The sequence below is a fragment of the Mesorhizobium sp. P5_C1 genome, assembly GCF_054049815.1.
Genome location: NZ_JBFULQ010000073.1, coordinates 1 through 18208 on the forward strand (window position 1 = coordinate 1; position 18208 = coordinate 18208).

The window sequence follows — 18208 nt, forward strand, 5'->3', positions numbered from 1 at the left end:
ACCCGCTCGCTGTCGGGCACCACCGGCTGCGGCGCGGTCACCACCGAAAGGATGACGTTCTGCTCATGCAGCACCTTGTAGTGTTTCAGGCTGTGCATCAGCGCCGTTGGCGCGCTCAAGGGATCGCTGGTCAGGAACACGGCGGTGCCGGACACCAGCTGCGGCTTCTTCTTCAAGAGATTGCCGGCGAGGAAATCGAGCGGGATCTCGTTGCGCCGGGTCTTGTCGAACAGATAGCGGCTGCCGCGCACCCAGGTCCACATGCCCAGCACGATGGTGAAGGCCACAGCCAGCGATGCCCAGCCGCCCTCGAACACCTTGACGATGTTGGAGGCAAAGAAGCCGATGTCGATAAAGGCAAACAGCGCCGTCAGCGAGACGGCCAGCCACAGCTGCCATTTCCAGATACGCGTCATGACGACATAGAGCAGCACCGTTGTCACCAGCATGTTGCCAGTCACCGAAATACCATAGGCCGACGCCAGCTTGCTGGACTCGCCGAAGCCGACGACCAGCATCATCACCACCAGCGCCAGCAGGAGATTGACGCGCGGCATATAGATCTGGCCGGACTGTTTTTCAGATGTGTGCAGGATTTCCAGACGCGGCAGCATGTTGAGCTGCACAGCCTGCCTGGTCAGCGAGAAGGCGCCGGAAATCACCGCCTGGCTGGCGATCACGGTCGCAGCAGTCGCCAGCACGACCATCGGGATCAGCGTCCAGCCCTCATTCATCTCGAAGAACGGATGGCCGACCACGCCGTTCTTTGCCAGCACGAAGGCGCCTTGCCCGGCATAATTGAGCAGCAGGCAGGGAAACACGATCGCCAGCCAGGCGAGCACGATCGGCTTGCGGCCGAAATGGCCCAGATCGGCATAGAGCGCTTCGGCGCCGGTGACGGCGAGGAAGATGGCGCCGATGGTAACGAAGGCGACGTCGGGCGAATTGATCAGAAAGGCAACGATGTAGTGTGGGCTCACGGCCCACAGGATTTCCGGATCGGCGATGATGTGGTTGAGACCGGAAAGGCCAATGGCCAGGAACCATACTGCGGTCACTGGGCCGAACACCAATCCCACCCCGCCCGTGCCAAAGCGCTGTACGGCGAACACCATGGCAAGAATGACCAGAGTTAGCGGCACCACATAAGGCTGGAAGGCAGGCGTGACGACATTCATGCCCTCGACGGCCGACAGCACCGAGATTGCCGGCGTGATGACGGCGTCACCGAAGAAAAGCGATGCCCCGACGATGCCGATGCCAAGTATCAGCGCCGAACGCTTGGGGAAACTGCCGCGCGCCAGCGCCATCAGCGACAGCACGCCGCCCTCGCCGCGGTTGTCGGCGCGCAACACAAACATAATGTATTTGATGGTGACGATGATCGTCAGCGACCAGATGATCAGCGACAGAACGCCAAGAATATCGCCGCGATCCGCCACGCTACCGCGGGACGATGCCACCAGCGCCTCGCGGAACGCATAGATCGGGCTGGTGCCGATATCCCCATAGACGACGCCAAGCGCGCCCAGCATCAACACCTTGGTGCTGTGCTGTTCGATTTCAGGATGGCTCGATTGTTCGACGGGTTCTGCCTCACTACCAGCATTGGCAAGGGCCATGGACGACACTCCAATAAGTGCGCGGTCATCTACGCTTGCTGCGATGCAATATCAAGTGCCGTCGCGTGATGGCTCCCATGCCGGCAACGCTCGGCTGCTCGGAAGATCATCGGTCCACGCGAGATTCGCGGGCTCGATCTGCAGGCATGGTCCCACCAGCAGGACCGGCAGCATATGCGTCCGTCAGATCGCTACCTGCGTACCAATCTCTACCACACGGCCGGTCGGGATCTGGAAATATTCGGTCGCGTCGGCCGCCGTGCGCGCCAGGCCGATGAACAACCGATCCTGCCACACCGGCATACCGGAATTGGGCGAGGCCTTGAGCGAACGTCGCGACAGGAAGAACGAGGTCGTCATGATGTCGAACTTCCARCCCTGCTTGCGGCAGATCGCCAGCGCGCGMGGGATGTTGGGCTGCTCCATGTAGCCGAAGGTCAGCGTCACCCGCATGAACAGCTCGTTGACCGTCTCCATCTTSACCCGCTCGCTGTCGGGCACCACCGGCTGCGGCGCGGTCACCACCGAAAGGATGACGTTCTGCTCATGCAGCACCTTGTAGTGYTTCAGACTGTGCATCAGTGCCGTTGGCGCGCTCAAGGGATCGCTGGTCAGGAACACGGCGGTGCCGGACACCAGCTGCGGCTTCTTCTTCAGCAGATTGCCGGCGAGGAAATCGAGCGGAATCTCGTTGCGCCGGGTCTTGTCGAACAGATAGCGGGTGCCGCGAATCCATGTCGACATGATCAGCCCCATCATGCAGGCGACAGTAATTGATACCCATCCGCCTTCGAATATCTTGACGACGTTTGCCAAGAAGAAACCGCTGTCGATAATGCCGAACAGCAGGGCCAGAGCCAAGGCAAGCGCCAGCTTCCATTTCCACAGCTTGCGCATCACCACGAACAGCAGAATGGTCGTCATCAGCATTTCGCCGGTCACCGAAATTCCGTAAGCGGAGGCCAGCGCACTCGAGCTGCCGAAACCAACCACCAGCAGCATCACCCCGATCGCGATGAGCAGGTTGACGCGGGGCATGTAAATCTGCCCGAGCTGCATTTCAGAGGTATGCTGCACCTCGATGCGCGGCAGAAGGTTGAGCTGCACGGCCTGACGGGTCAGTGAAAAAGCGCCTGAGATGACCGCCTGGCTGGCGATAACGGTCGCGGCCGTTGCCATGCCCACCATCGGCATCAGTGCCCAGTCAGGCAGCATCTGAAAGAATGGATTGGTCGGCCTGCCACCATTGGCCAGGACAAAGGCGCCTTGCCCGAAATAGTTGAGCAGCAGACACGGGAAAACCACGGAAAACCAGGCCATCACGATCGGCTTGCGCCCGAAATGGCCGAGATCGACATAGAGCGCCTCGGCCCCGGTCACGGCCAGGAACACGGCACCGACGGTGACAAAGGCGGCGGTCGGAGTACCGGCGAGATAATAGACGGCGTAGTAAGGATTGATCGCCATCAGGACCGATGGATCGTCCGTCAGGTGATAGAGCCCTGCAATGCCGATGGCCAGGAACCAAAGCGCTGTCACCGGCCCGAACACCGCCGCGACCTTTCCGGTGCCGAAGCGTTGCACCGAAAACAGAAGGGCCAGGATGACCAACGTGATGGGCACGACATAGGCATCCAGTGTCGGGGTCACCACCTCCAGGCCTTCGACCGCCGACAGCACGGAGATGGCCGGTGTGATGATAGCGTCGCCAAAGAACAGCGCCGCACCGCAAAGCCCGATCCCGAGAATTAGTCGGGCGCCTTTCGGATAGGCGCTTCGTGCAAGCGCCATCAGGGATAGCGTACCGCCCTCGCCCTTGTTGTCTGCACGAAGCACGAAGGCGACATACTTTATGGTGACGATGATCGTCAGCGCCCAGACGATCAGCGACAGAACGCCCAGCACATCGCTGCGCGTATCGGTGCCGGGAGAAGCATGGAGCGCCTCTCGGAAGGCGTAGATGGGGCTGGTGCCGATATCGCCATAGACGACACCGAGTGCGCCTAGCATCAGAACCTTGGTGCTGTGCTTTTCGACCTCGGAATGGCTCGATTGTTCGACGGTTCCAGCCTCGCTACCGCTACTGGCAAGGGCCATCGACCACTCTCCGACAAGCGCGCGGCGCTCTATGCATGCTGCGATACGATATCAATTGCACGCGATGGCTGCCATACTTTCAATGCGCGGCTCTACCCTACCACCCGCAGGCCTTCAGGAACCGCCCCACCGTGCCGGCCATGCCATACTCCAACGCGTCGGCTGTCAATCCATGTCCGATCGACACTTCGGCTAATGCCGGAATGCGCTTTGCCAGTGCCGGAAGGTTCCTGACCACCAGATCGTGCCCGGCATTGACCTGAAGACCGGCGGCAAGCGCGGCATCAGCGGTTTTTCCCAGTCTTTCCAATTCCTTGGCCGCTCCGGCGGGATCGGAATGATAACTACCATACGGACCTGTATAAAGCTCTATGCGGTCGGCGCCGGTGTCCCGCGCTGCCGTCACGCCCGCAGGGTCCGGGTCAGAAAACAGCGACACACGAAAGCCGCTCTTCTTCAGGCGTCTGACGATCGGAATAAGGAACGCGGCCTCGGCGGCAAAGTTCCAGCCATGGTCCGACGTCGCCTGCGCCGGATCGTCCGGCACCAGCGTCACCTGTTCGGGCTGATGCTTTTCCACAAGCACCAGGAAATCCTCGGTCGGATAGCCCTCGATGTTGAATTCCGCGCGCGGAAATTCGTCGTCGATCAGGGACCGTATCTCAGGCAGATCCGAGTGTCTCGTGTGCCGCTCGTCGGGGCGCGGATGCACCGTCAGCCCATGCGCCCCGGCTGCGAGCGCGATGCGGCCGAGGCCCGTCACGCTCGGCCACGGCAGGTCACGCCTGTTGCGCAGCATGGCGACGGCATTGAGATTGACGGAGAGTTTTGCGGGCATGGAAGCGGCCTCGGAGATCATTCGACGCGCCACCTATAATGCCTTTGGCGGGAACAGACAGGGGGTTTCGAGTGTTCCAAGCGTGATGAAGTGAGTCCGCGAAAGGAAGCGCCATGAATTTTCTCGATGCCGTACCGGCTATCCGTCGTCTCGAGACCAGCCGTGACGATCTTCTCGCCATCGATGTCGTCGGCCACGTCTCGGGGGCCGATGGCGAAAACCTTTTCGGGTTGATGGAGGCAGCCTATGCCCTTCACCCACATATCGACGTGCTGGTGCGCCTTGTCGATCACGATGGCGTCGACTGGGCCAATATTGCCGAAGAGACCCTGACGCAAGGCACCGCCCATGCAATGCAACATGTCGGCCGTTGCGCGACGATCGGCGAGCCGGACTGGACCGCCGACGCGCGACATGTCATGCGGGATGCGCCGTCAATCGAATTCAAGCATTTCGAGACCGAGGACGAAGCCTCGGCCTGGCAATGGCTTGGAGCCCGGCCGACCGAAGATCAACAGGGTCGCGGCTGAAACACGACAGCCCCGCAGGGTCTCGGCGAATGCCTGCTACCTGACGATCGTCAGCCGCTCGGCCGCGCGCGTGATCGCGGTGTAGAGCCAGCGCTGGCGGGTTTCCTTGAAGGCCCAGCTTTCATCGAACAGCACGATCTCGTTCCATTGCGAGCCCTGCGCCTTGTGCACGGTCAGCGCGTAACCATAGTCGAAATCGTCGAAGCGCTTCTTCTGCTGCCAGGGGATGTCGGCATCCGGATCCTCGAAGGCTGCCTTGAGCAGCTTGATCTTGGCGACGCCGCGATCCGGATCGTCCTCTTCCGGCGACACCAGAAGGTTGATGCCGGGCTTCACTGTCTCGCGCGACGAGGTCATCACCTTCCACAGCGAACCGTTGAGCAGGCCCTTGGCCGGATCGTTGCGCAGGCAGACGAGCTTGTCGCCGGCCTGCGGATAGTCGGCATTGAAGCCTTTGAGTTCGCGCAGCCGCTGATTGTAGCGTCGCCGCGTGCGGTTGGTGCCGACCAGCACCTGGTCGGCCTTCAGCACCAGCTCCTGGGTGACGTCTTCCTTGCCGATCACCTGGGCCGTGCCATAGTCGCCGCGCATGAATTCGCGGCCCTCGCGCACATCGAGCGCCAGCCGCAGGATCGGGTTGTCGCGCGCCTGCCGGTGGATTTCGGTGAGCAGGAAATCCGGCTCGTGGTCGGTGAAGAAGCCGCCGCCCGAAATCGGCGGCAGCTGGCCAGGGTCGCCGAGCACCAGGATCGGCGTGCCGAAACTCATCAGGTCGCGGCCAAGCTGTTCGTCGACCATCGAACATTCGTCGATGACGACCAGTTTCGCCCGCGAGATCGGGCTTTGCCGGTTGAGCGAAAAGGTCGGCGACATCGAGGTCTTGCCGGTGACCTCATCCGATACCGATTCCTCGCCCTTCGGCCGATAGATCAGCGAATGGATGGTGCGGGCGTTGATCGCGCCCTTGGAGCGCAACACCTGTGCGGCCTTGCCGGTGAAGGCGGCGAACTGGACCTGGCCGTCGACATGCTCGGCGAAATAGCGCGCCAGCGTCGTCTTGCCGGTGCCGGCATAGCCGAACAGCCGGAACAGCTGCGGCTTTCCGGTCTTCAGCCAGCGGGCAACCGCTTGCAGCGCCTCGTCCTGTTGGGGAGAGAATTCCATCAGCGCGAGAGACCGGATTCGCAAGGGAAAGACAAGATAGCCGCCACCACCATCGACGTGTCGGGGCGCTTCAGCGCCACGGACGGGTCAGGCTATCAGGCGCAAACAAGAACGTAAAGAGAACAGACGTGGCAACGCCGCGGTTATGGTCGGGCTGCCGCCACGACCTGTCTGGTCGGCCTGGGGTCGTTCTCCAGCAGGATCGGCTTGCCATGCGGAGTGGCGTGCGCGGCGCGCTCCCAGGCTTCAGCCATGGCATCGACATCCGCCTTGGCGGTCAGCCCTTTCGAAACAAGCAAGCTTTCCAGCGCCGCCAGCCAATGTTCGTAATAGTCATTGCCGTCAACCGCGGCACCTGGCTTCTTCACCTGCGCCGACAGTGCCTGCGCCCATTCGCCCCACGAAAACTGGCCCTCGTCATGCAGCGCAACCGTCATGGCGAATGCTTCGGCCTGCCATGGCTCGGCAAAGACCGGGGCATCGACGCCAAGCAGCAAATCGGCGGCGGGTCCGTTTGCCTCACGCCGGCTCAAGATAACTCTCCCAGGCATCGATCAACACGCTCAGCGTCGGGTCGGCGCCCTCGCCCCAGATTTCCGACCCTTCGAAAACCACCGTGTAGACCCATTGCGGGTTTTCGCCCTCGCCATGCGCGTTGCTGTCTGGAAACACAAAGCCGTCGCGCACCGCCTCGATCGTTCCATGCTTGCCGCGTGCATAGCGCGGCAGCCGCGTGTGGCCGGTCGGGTTGAAGTTCTTGGTCCGTACGGGATCGCCGGCCTTGAACCGTGCCGATTGCACCACCGGGCGGTCGCAAGGACCGCCGTCGGCCAGCACCGCGGGCACGTTTTCGGCCTTCAGCACCCGTTTCGGCGCCGCCGCCGGATCGACTGCGGTGCCTGCCTTGAGATCGCGCTCGCTGACAAAACCATGGCGCTTGAGCAGCACTTCCAGCGCCTTGATCCAGATCTCGTAGTAGCTGGAGGCATAGTAATCGGCGGGATGCAGCGATTCCCGCGCATGCCGGCTCTCGTCGATGTTCCACGCGCCCATCGCGCCTGCGCATAAGGTCACGCCCAGCGCCCGCCTTTCCCAGGCGGCATGGAAATACGGCTCGTCAATTTCCGGCGCGACCGGACCGAAGCCCATCTGTCCGCCGAGGTCCTGCGGCCCGTTCATGCCGGCTGGCTCGCTAAAGCGGTGCCGATCATCGCGTCGCGGCTCACCAGATCGGCCAGCCGCTCCTCGCTCCAGCCCTCGGTGCCGTCGGGACGCATCGGCACGACGAGATAGCGCAGCTCGGCGGTGGAATCCCAGACGCGGATCTTTTTGTCGGCCGGCAGCGTCAGCCCGAACTCCTCCAGCACGCCGCGCGGATCGATGACCGCGCGCGAGCGGTAGGGCGGCGCCTTATACCAGACCGGCGGCAGGCCGAGTACCGACCACGGATAACAGGAGCACAGCGTGCAGACGACGAGGTTGTGCGTCTCCTCGGTGTTGAAGACCGCCTGCATATGCTCGCCTTGGCGGCCGGTGTAGCTGAGCGATTCGATCGCTGCCGTCGCATCGCGCCTCAGCCAGTCGGCATAGGCAGGATCGCTCCAGGCCTTCGCCACCACCCTGGCGCCATTGCGCGGGCCGATCCTGGTCTCGTAGGTGTCGACGATGACATCGATCGCGGCCGGATCGATCAGCCCCTTGCGAGTGAGGATCGTCTCCAGCGCACGTACCCGCGCGGCAAAGGGATCGAGCTCGTTGTCGTGGTCGTGATCGTGGTCGTGTGACATGCCGGCAAATTACGTTTCTGGTGATGCCACCACAAGCGCAACGCCTTGGGCCAGATCCTGGCGACCTTGGATTCTATTCGGCGGCCGTCTTCTGCGGTTCGAGCTGCTGCTCCTCGTTGACATCGAACAGAGAGGGCTGCCTCACAGGTTCCTTCGGGATCTCTTCAGCCTTGCGCTTCGGCATCAGCCCGACCAGCCAGCCCGAGAAATTCTCCATGTAGACATAGATCACCGGCGTCACGAACAAGGTCAGCGCCTGCGAAGCAAGCAGGCCGCCAACAACGGCAACACCCAGCGGCTGGCGCAGCTCGGCGCTGGCGCCGGTGCCGAGCGCGATCGGAAACGTGCCCATCAGTGCGGCCAGCGTCGTCATCATGATCGGCCTGAAACGCATGAGGCAGGCCTTGTGGATGGACTCGGTGGCCGACAAGCCGTCTCGTCGCAATTCCRGCGCCACGTCGACCATCATGATGCCGTTCTTCTTGACGATGCCGATCAGCATCAGAATGCCGATCACCGCGATCACCGACAGATCCATGCCAGCAAAGCGTAGCGCAACGACGGCGCCAAGCACCGCCGATGGCAGGCCGGTGAGAATGGTGAGCGGGTGAATGAAGCTTTCGTAGAGGATGCCAAGCACGATGTAGATGGTCAGGATGGCGCCGCCGATCAGCAGGCCCTGGTTGGCCAGCGAATCCTGGAAGGTCTTGGCCGTGCCGGCAAAGGTCGTCGAGATCGCCGTCGGCATGCCGATCTGCTCCTTGAGCGCGTTGATGCGGGTCACGCTGTCGCCGAGAGCCACGCCTTGCGGCAGATTGTAGGAGATGGTCACCGCGGGCAGCTGGCCAAGCTGGTTGACCGTCAAGGCGCCGGCCGTGCGATCGACCCGGGCAAAGGCGCCAAGCGGCACCAGACTGCCACTCGCCGTCCTCATCTGGATGGCCAGCATCCGCTCGGGCGACCATTCGATCTTGGGATCGAGCTCGGTGATGACTTCGTAGCTGTCGGCCGAACCGAAGATTGTCGAAACCTGGTCGGTGCCGAATCCGCCATAGAGAGCGGAACGCAGGGTGTCGGTATCGATACCGAGTTGGGCGGCTTTGTCGCGATCCACCACCAGCGTCGCCTGCAGGGCATTGTTCTGCAGGTCGCTGGTGACGTCGGCGAAGGTCGCATGGTCGGCCGCCATCGCGTCGTTCATCTTCTGCGCCCAGATATCGGTCTGGCCGGTATCCAGGCCCTGAACCACGAGCTGATAGGCGCTGGCCGACGACCGCGAACCCAGCCTCAGGTTCTGAACCGGTTGCATGTAGGTCTCGATACCCGCCACGCCGGCCAGTTGTCGCCTTAGATCCGAAAGGACCTTCTCGATATCGGGACGCTGGTCCTTCCCCTTGAGCTGGACGAACAGCTGCCCCTGGTTGAGCGCATTGTTGCCGCTGCCCGCCGACCACGCCACATGGTCGACATAAGGCGAATGCGAGAAGACGTTGGCCACCTGCCCCTGCAGCTTTGCCATGGCGTCAAACGAGATGTCCTGGCGCGCGATGGTCGTCACCGATATCTGGCCGATATCCTCTTGCGGGAAGAAGCCCTTCGGCGAGACCTGGATCAGCCATACCGACGCTGCCGCGGTTCCGATGAAGACGAGGAACACCAGGAAGGTGTGCCGCAGGCAGAAGCTCAAGATCCGGTCGTAGCCGCGTGTGATGAAATCCTGCTTGTGACCGGGGCCATGCTTGTCGCGATCGGCCTTCGTAACCGACAGCAGCCGCGAGCACAGCATCGGCGTCAGCGTCAGCGACACGAACATCGAGGCCAGGATGGCGACCGTCACCACGACGGCGAACTCGTTGAAGATGCGCCCGATCACGCCGCCCATGAGAAGCACGGGGATGAACACGGCGACCAGCGATATCGAGATCGAGATGATGGTGAAGCCGATTTCGCGCGCGCCCTTCAGCGACGCATCGAATGCCGACAACCCATCCTCCTCCATATGGCGGAAGATGTTTTCCAGCATCACGATGGCATCGTCGACGACAAGGCCGACCGCAAGCGTCAAGCCCATCAGCGATATGTTGTCGATGGAAAAGCCGAACAGGAACATCGCGCCAAGCGTGGCGATCAGCGAGATCGGCACCGCCACGGCCGGGATGATGGTCGCCGTTACCCGGCGCAGGAACACGAAGATCACCATGACCACCAGCGCGATGGTCAACAGCAGCGTGAACTGCACGTCATCGACAGCCTGGCGGATCGAGGTCGAACGGTCGTTGAGCAGCTTGATCGAGGCGGCGGCCGGCATCTGGTCCTGGAAGGACGGCAACATCGCCTTGACCTTGTCGACGACGTCGACCGTGTTGGCGTCGGGCTGGCGCTGCACGGCCATGATGATCGCGCGGGTACCATCGTACCAACTTGCGGTGGTGGTCGTCTGCACCGAATCGACGACGCGGGTCACCTCGCCCAGCCGTACCGGGTGACCGTTCTTGGTGGCGATGATGAGGTTGGAGAAGCCGGCAGCGTTGGTCAGTTGCGTGTTGGCCGTGATGGTGAGCTGCTGCTTGTCGTTCTGCAGCACGCCGAGCGGCGTGTTGCTGTTTGCAGACGCGATCGCTGCCTGCAGCTGGTCGATCGAGATGCCGCGCGCGGCAAGCGCGGTCGGATCGATCTGGATGCGCACCGCATATTTCTGCTGGCCGAAGATCGAGACCTGCGCGACGCCGTCGATCGTCGAGAGCGACGGCGAGATGACGTTTTCCGCGAAAGCATCGAGATCTGTCAGCGGAACCGTGTCGCTGACCAGCGACATCAGCAGGATCGGCGCATCGGCCGGATTGACCTTGCGATAGCTCGGCGGCGCCGTCATCTGCGGCGGCAATGATTTCTGCGTGCGCGCGATCGCCGCCTGCACGTCGGCCGCGGCCGCATCGATGTCGCGGTTGAGCACGAACTGGATGGCGATCGAGGTCGAACCGAGCGAGTTGGTTGTCGAAATGGAATCGATGCCGGCGATGGTGGCGAATTGCTTGATGAGTGGCGTCGCCACCGACGTGGCCATGGTTTCCGGCGAGGCGCCGGGCAACTGCGCCGAGACGTTGACCACCGGGAATTCGGCGCTGGGCAGCGCCGCCACCGGCAGGAACTTGTAGGCGAACAGTCCGCCCAGCACGAGGGCGAACGACATCAGGAGGGTGGCGACTGGCCTGCGAATGCAGAATTCGGAGATCATTGGGCCGCCTCGCCGGCCTTGCCGGCTTGCGCGACCTTGGGAGCGGCTTGGCCGCCGCCACCGGTCGCGGCCTTGCCTTCATGCACGGCGGCGCCGTCCTTCAGCCTTGTCTGGCCTTCGGTGACAACCTTCTCACCGCTTTTCAGCCCCTGGCTGATGGCGCTGTTTTCACCTTCGGTCAGTGCCACCTCCACCGGCCGCATCTCGACCGTGTTATCCGGCTTGACCACGTAGACGAACGGCCCCTTCTGGCTGGGCTGCACCGCAACCGTGGGAACCGATGTCATCTTAGGCATGATGCCGGCATCGAGCACGACATTGACATATTGGCCCGGCCACAAGGAGAGATCGGCATTCGGCACGCTCGCCCGCGTCGCGATCGTTCCGGAAGCGGTGTCGACACTGGAGTCGACGAAATCGAGCGTACCCTTGCCGATCGGCGTCGGATCGCCGTCCTTGGTCAGCGTCACGGCACCCTGCTGCGGCGCGGCAAGCGCCTTATGAAGAAGCGCCAGGTTACTTTCCGGCAGATTGAAGTTGACCTGCAGCGGGTCCATCTGGGTGATGGTCACCAGCGGGGTTGCCGTGCTGCTGTTGTTGCCATTGCTGGTGGTGACCAGGTCGCCGACCGCGACATTGACGGCGCCAAGCCGGCCGGAAATCGGCGCGGTGATCGTGGCAAAGCCAAGCTGGACGTTGTCGGCGTCGATTGTCGCCTTGTCGGCATCCACGGTCGCTGTCGCCGCCTTTTGCGCCGCAACCGCCTGGTCGTAGGTCTGTTGCGTCCCGGCCTGCTTGGCGACCAGGTCCTTGGCGCGCTGGAGATCCGAATTCGAGCTGGCGAGCATCGCCTGGTCCTTGGCGAGCGCCGCCTGGTCCTTGGCCAGTTGCGCCCTCAGCGCGCGATCATCCAGTGAAAACAGAACGTCGCCGGTCTTCACCATCTGCCCGTCCTTGACGTCGATCGATACGATCTGGCTGGACACCCGTGCATTGATGCTGACGACGGCCGGAGACGAGACGAAACCGATCGCATAGCGCCGGATCGGGAAATCGGCCGTCGAAGCGACGGCCGAGAGGATGGAGGCGGAGCGCGCCGCGGTGGCGCCCTTCTTGTCCGAAGCCGCGGCCGGTTGGTCCGCCGCAGCCACCTGCTTTGCGCCGATGATCTGTTCAACCCTGCCTAGCGCGTTCGGCGAAAGATAGAGCCAGCCCGCCGCGCCGAGGCAAGCGACGGCAAGCAACGAAAGAACGACTTTTCCACGCATGGTCAAAAGGCCCTCTCCATCCGACACGCGATGGGCCGATGGTTCGCATTCTAGCGCAAATCACGGCCCGTTGCCGCGATTTCGCCGAATAGATAGGACACGCCTTTGTCGGAAAAGGGCCAAAACACGGCATTACGAAGATTTAATGTGCACTGCACAATGGATGTGCAGCCGACCAAGGTGGGCCGGGTTTCAGGTCAGGCCGGCATCACCTGCCCGCATCAGCTKAATGTCGACACACCTAGCGCAGCATCGGCCACAACGTCGCCGCCAGAAGCACGCCCATGGCGATGTTGAACCATTTCAGCCGCACCGGGTCCGACAGGAAACCGCGCAGCGCGGTGCCGAAACCCGCCCACACCGAGACGCTCGGCAAGTTGACGACGGTGAAGGCCACCGAGATCAACACTACCGACAGGAACGGATGCTCCGGATTGGTGTAGACGGCCATGGCGGTGATCGCCATAACCCATGCCTTGGGGTTGACCCACTGAAACGCCGCCGCGTCGATGAAGCGCATGGGCTGCCCCTTCGCCTCACCCTTGCCGGCAAGCGAACGCGACATGGCGATCTTCCAGGCAAGATAGAGCAGGTAGGCGCCGCCCGCGACCTTGAGTGCCGTATGCAGGATCGGAAACGCGGTCAGCACCGCACCCAGGCCAAGCCCAACCGCCACCAGCAGCACCAGGAAACCGATGCTGATGCCCAGCATGTGCGGAACCGTCCTGACGATGCCGAAATTCACTCCCGATGCCAGAAGCATGAAATTGTTCGGCCCCGGCGTGATCGACGTCACCAAGGCATAGACGAGCAGGGCAAGGAATGCGTCAAGCGACATGATATCCTCCCAGACACGTCAGCATTATTGTCTCTTTTCGGCAACTGCACAAAGACCAGTTGCCGGTCTATGACCGAGCCAGACCTACGCTTGTCAAAGATTTGGAAGGCCCGGCCGTGCCTACATCCCCTGCGGGCCGCGGTTCATCGCCGCCACGCCGGTGCGGCAGATCTCGACCAGGCCGAGCGGCTTCATGATGGCGATGAACTGGTCGAGCTTGGAGCCCTTGCCGGTGATCTCGAAGATGAAATGCTCGGTGTTGGCGTCGATGACGCTGGCGCGGAAGGCGTCCGCCAGCCGCAGCGCCTCGACGCGGGCCTCGCCGGTGCCGGCAACCTTGACCAGCGCCAGTTCCCGCTCCAGCGGCCGCTCCTGGCCGAACTCGTGCGAACGCACGGTCAGGTCGACCACGCGGTGGACCGGCACTATGCGTTCGAGCTGATGCTTGATCTGCTCCAGCACATGCGGCGTGCCGCGCGTCACGATGGTGATGMGCGACAGGTGCTTCTCATGCTCGGTCTCGGAGACGGTCAGGCTCTCGATGTTGTAGCCGCGCCCGGAGAACAGGCCAATGACCCGGGCGAGCACGCCCGGCTCATTGTCGACCAGCACGGAAAGCGTGTGGTTCTYCGGCCTTTCCGTCTCCTTGGCGATGAAGTAGGCGGAGCCCGTGGGCTGAAGGTGCTGTGCGTTCATGACATCAATCTCGATTTCAAACTATTGAGCTAATTCTCTGTTTTCGCACGGCTTCTCGCGACAGCCCTGCCTCGGCTGAGCGGACTACACCAGTTCCCTGCCCTTGGCGTCGATGGCGTTGGCCACCGCCTCGTCGGTCGCCTCGTCGGGCAGCAGCATCTCGTTGTGTGCCTTGCCCGACGGGATCATCGGGAAGCAGTTGGCAAGCGTTGCCACGCGGCAATCGAACAGCACCGGCTTCTTCACCGCGATCATCTCCTTGATCGCATCGTCCAGCTCGTCCGGCTTCTCGCAACGGATGCCGTGGCCGCCATAGGCCTCGGCCAGCTTGACGAAGTCCGGCATCGCCTCGGTGTAGGAATGCGACAGCCGGTTGCCGTGCAGCAGCTGCTGCCACTGCCGCACCATGCCCATATACTGGTTGTTGAGGATGAAGATCTTGATCGGCGCGTCGTGCTGCACGGCGGCGCTCATCTCTTGCATCGTCATCTGCACCGAGGCGTCGCCGGCGATGTCGATGACCAGCGCATCGGGATGCGCGATCTGCACGCCCAATGCCGCCGGCAGGCCATAACCCATCGTGCCCAGCCCGCCTGACGTCATCCAGCGGTTCGGCTTCTCGAAATGATAGTGCTGCGCCGCCCACATCTGGTGCTGGCCGACCTCGGTGGTGATGTAGGTGTCCATGCCCTTGGTCAGTTCGTAGAGCCGCTGGATGGCGTATTGCGGCATGATCACGTCGTTGTTCATCTTGTAGGCGAGTGAATCGCGCGCACGCCATTTGGCGATCTGCTCCCACCAGGGGTAGAGCGCCTTCTTGTCGGCCTTGGCGGTCGCCCGCCACAGCCGCACCATATCCTCCAGCACCCGGCCGACATCGCCGATGATCGGCACTTCGGTGTGGACGTTCTTGTTGATCGACGACGGATCGATGTCGATGTGGATCTTCTTCGAGTTCGGCGAGAACGCGGTCAGCCGCCCGGTGATGCGGTCGTCGAAGCGCGCACCGATGCAGATCATCACATCGCAATCATGCATGGCCATGTTGGCTTCATAAGTGCCGTGCATGCCCAGCATGCCCATCCAGTTCTTGCCCGATGCCGGATAGGCGCCGAGCCCCATCAGCGTCGATGTGATCGGGAAGCCGGTGAGATCGACCAGTTCGCGCAGCAGATGGCTTGCTTCCGCACCCGAATTGATGACGCCGCCGCCGCTATAGATGATCGGCTTCTTGGCGCTGGCCATCAATTCGACCGCCGCCTTGATCTTGTCCAGGTCGCCCTGGACCTTGGGCTGATAGCTGGTGCGCGGCGCGATCTGCGGCGAGACGTAAAAGCCCCTGGCGAACTGCACGTCCTTCGGAATGTCGACCACGACCGGACCGGGACGGCCGGTGGTGGCCACATGGAAGGCCTCGTGGATGGTTGCGGCGAGTTCGTTGACGTCCTTCACCAGCCAGTTGTGCTTGGTGCAGGGGCGCGTGATGCCGACCGTGTCGCATTCCTGAAAAGCGTCGGAGCCGATCAGCGAAGTCGGCACCTGCCCGGTCAGGCAGACCAGCGGGATCGAATCCATCAACGCATCCTGCAGCGGCGTCACCGCATTGGTGGCGCCGGGTCCCGACGTCACCAGCATGACGCCCGCCTTGCCGGTCGAGCGTGCATAGCCTTCGGCCGCATGGCCGGCGCCCTGCTCGTGGCGCACCAGGATGTGCTCGACCTCGTCCTGTTGGAAAATCTCGTCGTAGATCGGGAGTACCGCGCCGCCCGGATAGCCGAAGACATGCTTGACGCCATTGTCCTTCAGCGCCTGCACCACCATTTCGGCRCCCGTCATTTCGGTTCTTGGCATTTCGCGCCGCTCACTCTGTCCGTTGCTCATCGGTCTGGTCCCGTACTGCCGCCATCTGGCGATTGCTGGTCGTTTAGTCGTGTTTCAGGCAATAAAAAAGGCCCCCGAGGGAGCCTGTGTGTGCGCATGGGAGGTTTTCGCCCGGCGGTTACACCGCCTTGCCCACGCGCTTTCCTACGAGAATGAGTGYCGTTTTCATGGTGGCGGACAATAGAATTGGTTTCACGCCGCTGTCAACGGCGAATCTGAGTGACATGAACCCGCAGCAAAGGGGCCGGCTCTCCTCCTTGGCACCGGCAAGCCATGACCGGAAAAATCCCATAGGTTTCCGATAAGGCATTGAAAACACGCCAAACTATTGGAGGGCGTGACGCTGCGGAGCTTTTGAAGAAATACTCAGCTCATCGTGGACAACTCGGTCCGGCCAAATCGCTCGATCGAGAAGCGATCACAATCCAAGGAGGAAAGCTGATGCTCGACAAGGCCCCTAACAAGAAACTGTCCGACCTGCTCGACCAATTCGGCGCCGCCCTGGCCGCCAACGACATCGAGAAAGCGGTCGATTGCTTTCAGGAGGACTGTTACTGGCGCGACCTCGTCACCTTCACCTGGAACATCAAGACCATGGAGGGTCGCGACCAGGTCCGCCACATGCTGAAAAGCCAGTTGTCGAAGACCAAGCCATCCCACTTCGCCATCGCCAAGGGCGAGGACGCGACCGAGAGCGGCGGGCTGATCGACGGCTGGATCAGCTTCGAGACAGAGGTGGCGCGCGGCTTCGGCCATGTCAGGCTGAAGGACGGCAAGATCTGGACGCTGCTGACCACCATGGTTGAATTGAAAGGCCACGAGGAGCCGGCGGGTTTCGCGCGGCCGATGGGTGCCAAACACGGCTCGGGCAAGAACCGTCAGACATGGAAGGAAGAACGCGAAAAGGAAGCCTCTGAGCTCGGCTTCAAGACTCAGCCCTACACGGTGATCATCGGCGGCGGCCAGGGCGGCATCGCGCTCGGCGCGCGCCTGCGGCAGCTCGGCGTTCCCACGATCATCATCGAGAAGAACGAACGGGCCGGCGACAGCTGGCGCAAGCGCTACAAGTCGCTCTGCCTGCATGACCCGGTCTGGTACGACCATCTGCCCTATATCGATTTCCCGAAGAACTGGCCGGTCTTTTCGCCCAAGGACAAGATCGGCGACTGGCTGGAAATGTACACCAAGGTGATGGAACTGAATTACTGGTCCTCGACCGAGGCCAAGAGCGCGTCCTATGACGACAAGAAGAAGGAATGGACGGTCGTCGTCCACCGCGACGGCAAGGACATCACCCTAAGGCCGAAGCAACTGGTGCTGGCTACGGGACAATCCGGCAAGGCCAATATGCCGAAATTCAAAGGCATGGAAAACTTCAAGGGCGATCAGCATCACTCCTCGAAGCATCCTGGTCCCGATGCCTATGCCGGCAAGAAAGCTGTTGTCGTCGGCTCGAACAATTCCGCCCACGACATAGCCGCGGCACTTTGGGAAGCTGGCGCCGATGTCACCATGGTGCAACGCTCGACCACGCATATCGTCAAGTCCGACACGTTGATGGAAATCGGGCTGGGGTCCCTCTATTCGGAACAGGCGGTGCAGAGCGGCATGAACACGGCCAAGGCCGACCTCGTCTTTGCCTCCCTGCCCTACAAGATCCTGCACGAATTCCAGATTCCGGCTTACGCCGAGATGAAGAAGCGCGATGCAAAATTCTACACGGGTCTGGAGAAGGCCGGCTTCATGCTCGATTGGGGCGATGACGATTCGGGCCTGTTCATGAAGTATCTGCGACGCGGTTCGGGCTACTACATCGATGTCGGCGCTTCCGACCTGATCATCGATGGCTCGATCAAGCTGAAAAGCGGTGTCAACGTTGCCGAGATCAAGGAGCACTCGGTGCTGCTCAGTGACGGCACCGAGTTGCCCGCCGATGTCATCGTCTATGCCACCGGCTATGGCTCGATGAATGGCTGGGCGGCCGACCTCATCTCCAGGGACGTCGCCGATAAGGTCGGCAAATGCTGGGGTCTCGGTTCGAACACCACCAAGGATCCCGGTCCATGGGAGGGCGAATTGCGCAACATGTGGAAGCCGACGCAGCAGGAAGCACTGTGGTTCCATGGCGGCAATCTGCACCAGTCACGCCACTATTCGCAGTTCCTGTCGCTGCAGTTGAAGGCCAGGCAGATAGGCCTGCCGACGCCGGTCTACGGGCTGCAGCAGGTCCATCACAAGGGATAGCGCCTCGT

The 18208-nt window shown here is 62.1% G+C and carries 14 protein-coding genes; 2 read left to right on the forward strand and 12 right to left on the reverse strand.

Annotated elements, in window-relative coordinates; all coding sequences use genetic code 11:
* The 3 genes from ACXJ7R_RS08795 to ACXJ7R_RS08805 all read right to left on the reverse strand — a co-directional run.
* Positions 1-1622 (reverse strand): potassium transporter Kup (locus tag ACXJ7R_RS08795; protein ID WP_457151496.1); only part of this gene is annotated, 1622 nt, incomplete at its 3' end.
* A gap of 183 nt (positions 1623-1805) precedes the next feature.
* Positions 1806-3719, reverse strand: a complete 1914-nt coding sequence (locus ACXJ7R_RS08800; RefSeq protein ID WP_457151497.1) for a potassium transporter Kup — start codon at positions 3717-3719, stop codon at positions 1806-1808.
* 97 nt (positions 3720-3816) lie between these two features.
* A complete protein-coding gene (locus ACXJ7R_RS08805; RefSeq protein WP_457151498.1) occupies positions 3817-4557 on the reverse strand; it encodes a pyridoxine 5'-phosphate synthase in 741 nt (246 codons plus the stop codon).
* A gap of 113 nt (positions 4558-4670) precedes the next feature.
* Here ACXJ7R_RS08805 and ACXJ7R_RS08810 point away from each other — a divergent pair, with 113 nt between their 5' ends.
* Positions 4671-5087 carry an STAS/SEC14 domain-containing protein gene (locus ACXJ7R_RS08810; RefSeq protein ID WP_457151499.1) on the forward strand — a complete coding sequence of 139 codons (417 nt, stop codon included), beginning with the start codon at positions 4671-4673 and terminating at the stop codon, positions 5085-5087.
* Positions 5088-5123: 36 nt separating this feature from the next.
* Here ACXJ7R_RS08810 and ACXJ7R_RS08815 read toward each other — a convergent pair whose 3' ends face one another.
* The 9 genes from ACXJ7R_RS08815 to ACXJ7R_RS08855 all read right to left on the reverse strand — a co-directional run bounded on the left by ACXJ7R_RS08815 (position 5124) and on the right by ACXJ7R_RS08855 (position 15956).
* Positions 5124-6251 carry an ATP-dependent DNA helicase gene (locus tag ACXJ7R_RS08815; RefSeq protein WP_457151500.1) on the reverse strand — a complete coding sequence of 376 codons (1128 nt, stop codon included), beginning with the start codon at positions 6249-6251 and terminating at the stop codon, positions 5124-5126.
* Positions 6252-6394: 143 nt separating this feature from the next.
* Positions 6395-6784, reverse strand: coding sequence for a nitrile hydratase accessory protein (locus ACXJ7R_RS08820; RefSeq protein WP_457151501.1), 390 nt, complete (start codon positions 6782-6784; stop codon positions 6395-6397).
* Positions 6771-7430 (reverse strand): nitrile hydratase subunit beta, encoded by a 660-nt coding sequence (gene nthB / locus ACXJ7R_RS08825; RefSeq protein ID WP_457151502.1) that lies wholly within the window; start codon positions 7428-7430, stop codon positions 6771-6773. Before nthB ends, ACXJ7R_RS08820 begins: the two co-directional genes overlap by 14 nt.
* Positions 7427-8038 carry a nitrile hydratase subunit alpha gene (gene nthA, locus ACXJ7R_RS08830; protein WP_457151503.1) on the reverse strand — a complete coding sequence of 204 codons (612 nt, stop codon included), beginning with the start codon at positions 8036-8038 and terminating at the stop codon, positions 7427-7429. Before nthA ends, nthB begins: the two co-directional genes overlap by 4 nt.
* A 73-nt stretch (positions 8039-8111) precedes the next feature.
* Positions 8112-11273 carry an efflux RND transporter permease subunit gene (locus tag ACXJ7R_RS08835; RefSeq protein WP_457151504.1) on the reverse strand — a complete coding sequence of 1054 codons (3162 nt, stop codon included), beginning with the start codon at positions 11271-11273 and terminating at the stop codon, positions 8112-8114.
* Entirely contained in the window at positions 11270-12541 is a 1272-nt protein-coding gene (locus ACXJ7R_RS08840; RefSeq protein ID WP_457151505.1) for an efflux RND transporter periplasmic adaptor subunit, read from the reverse strand. The genes ACXJ7R_RS08835 and ACXJ7R_RS08840 overlap by 4 nt, the downstream gene beginning before the upstream one ends.
* Positions 12542-12782: 241 nt before the next feature.
* The gene (locus ACXJ7R_RS08845) at positions 12783-13379 is read right to left on the reverse strand and encodes a LysE family translocator (RefSeq protein WP_457151506.1); all 597 of its coding nucleotides are present in this window, start codon (positions 13377-13379) and stop codon (positions 12783-12785) included.
* A gap of 120 nt (positions 13380-13499) precedes the next feature.
* The gene (gene ilvN / locus ACXJ7R_RS08850) at positions 13500-14075 is read right to left on the reverse strand and encodes an acetolactate synthase small subunit (protein WP_457151507.1); all 576 of its coding nucleotides are present in this window, start codon (positions 14073-14075) and stop codon (positions 13500-13502) included.
* A gap of 84 nt (positions 14076-14159) precedes the next feature.
* Positions 14160-15956, reverse strand: a complete 1797-nt coding sequence (locus ACXJ7R_RS08855; RefSeq protein ID WP_457151508.1) for an acetolactate synthase 3 large subunit — start codon at positions 15954-15956, stop codon at positions 14160-14162.
* Between the two features lie 441 nt (positions 15957-16397).
* On the opposite strand from ACXJ7R_RS08855, the gene ACXJ7R_RS08860 reads away from it, so the two are divergent.
* Positions 16398-18200, forward strand: coding sequence for an NAD(P)-binding domain-containing protein (locus tag ACXJ7R_RS08860; RefSeq protein ID WP_457151509.1), 1803 nt, complete (start codon positions 16398-16400; stop codon positions 18198-18200).
* Positions 18201-18208 lie beyond the last annotated feature (8 nt).

Bases quoted from the DNA above. Each gene is read 5' to 3' on its own strand.
- ACXJ7R_RS08805 (WP_457151498.1), bottom strand. From the start codon at position 4,557: ATGCCCGCAAAACTCTCCGTCAATCTCAATGCCGTCGCCATGCTGCGC.
- ACXJ7R_RS08810 (WP_457151499.1), top strand. From the start codon at position 4,671: ATGAATTTTCTCGATGCCGTACCGGCTATCCGTCGTCTCGAGACCAGC.
- ACXJ7R_RS08815 (WP_457151500.1), bottom strand. From the start codon at position 6,251: ATGGAATTCTCTCCCCAACAGGACGAGGCGCTGCAAGCGGTTGCCCGC.
- nthB (WP_457151502.1), bottom strand. From the start codon at position 7,430: ATGAACGGGCCGCAGGACCTCGGCGGACAGATGGGCTTCGGTCCGGTC.
- nthA (WP_457151503.1), bottom strand. From the start codon at position 8,038: ATGTCACACGACCACGATCACGACCACGACAACGAGCTCGATCCCTTT.
- ACXJ7R_RS08840 (WP_457151505.1), bottom strand. From the start codon at position 12,541: ATGCGTGGAAAAGTCGTTCTTTCGTTGCTTGCCGTCGCTTGCCTCGGC.
- ACXJ7R_RS08845 (WP_457151506.1), bottom strand. From the start codon at position 13,379: ATGTCGCTTGACGCATTCCTTGCCCTGCTCGTCTATGCCTTGGTGACG.
- ACXJ7R_RS08860 (WP_457151509.1), top strand. From the start codon at position 16,398: ATGCTCGACAAGGCCCCTAACAAGAAACTGTCCGACCTGCTCGACCAA.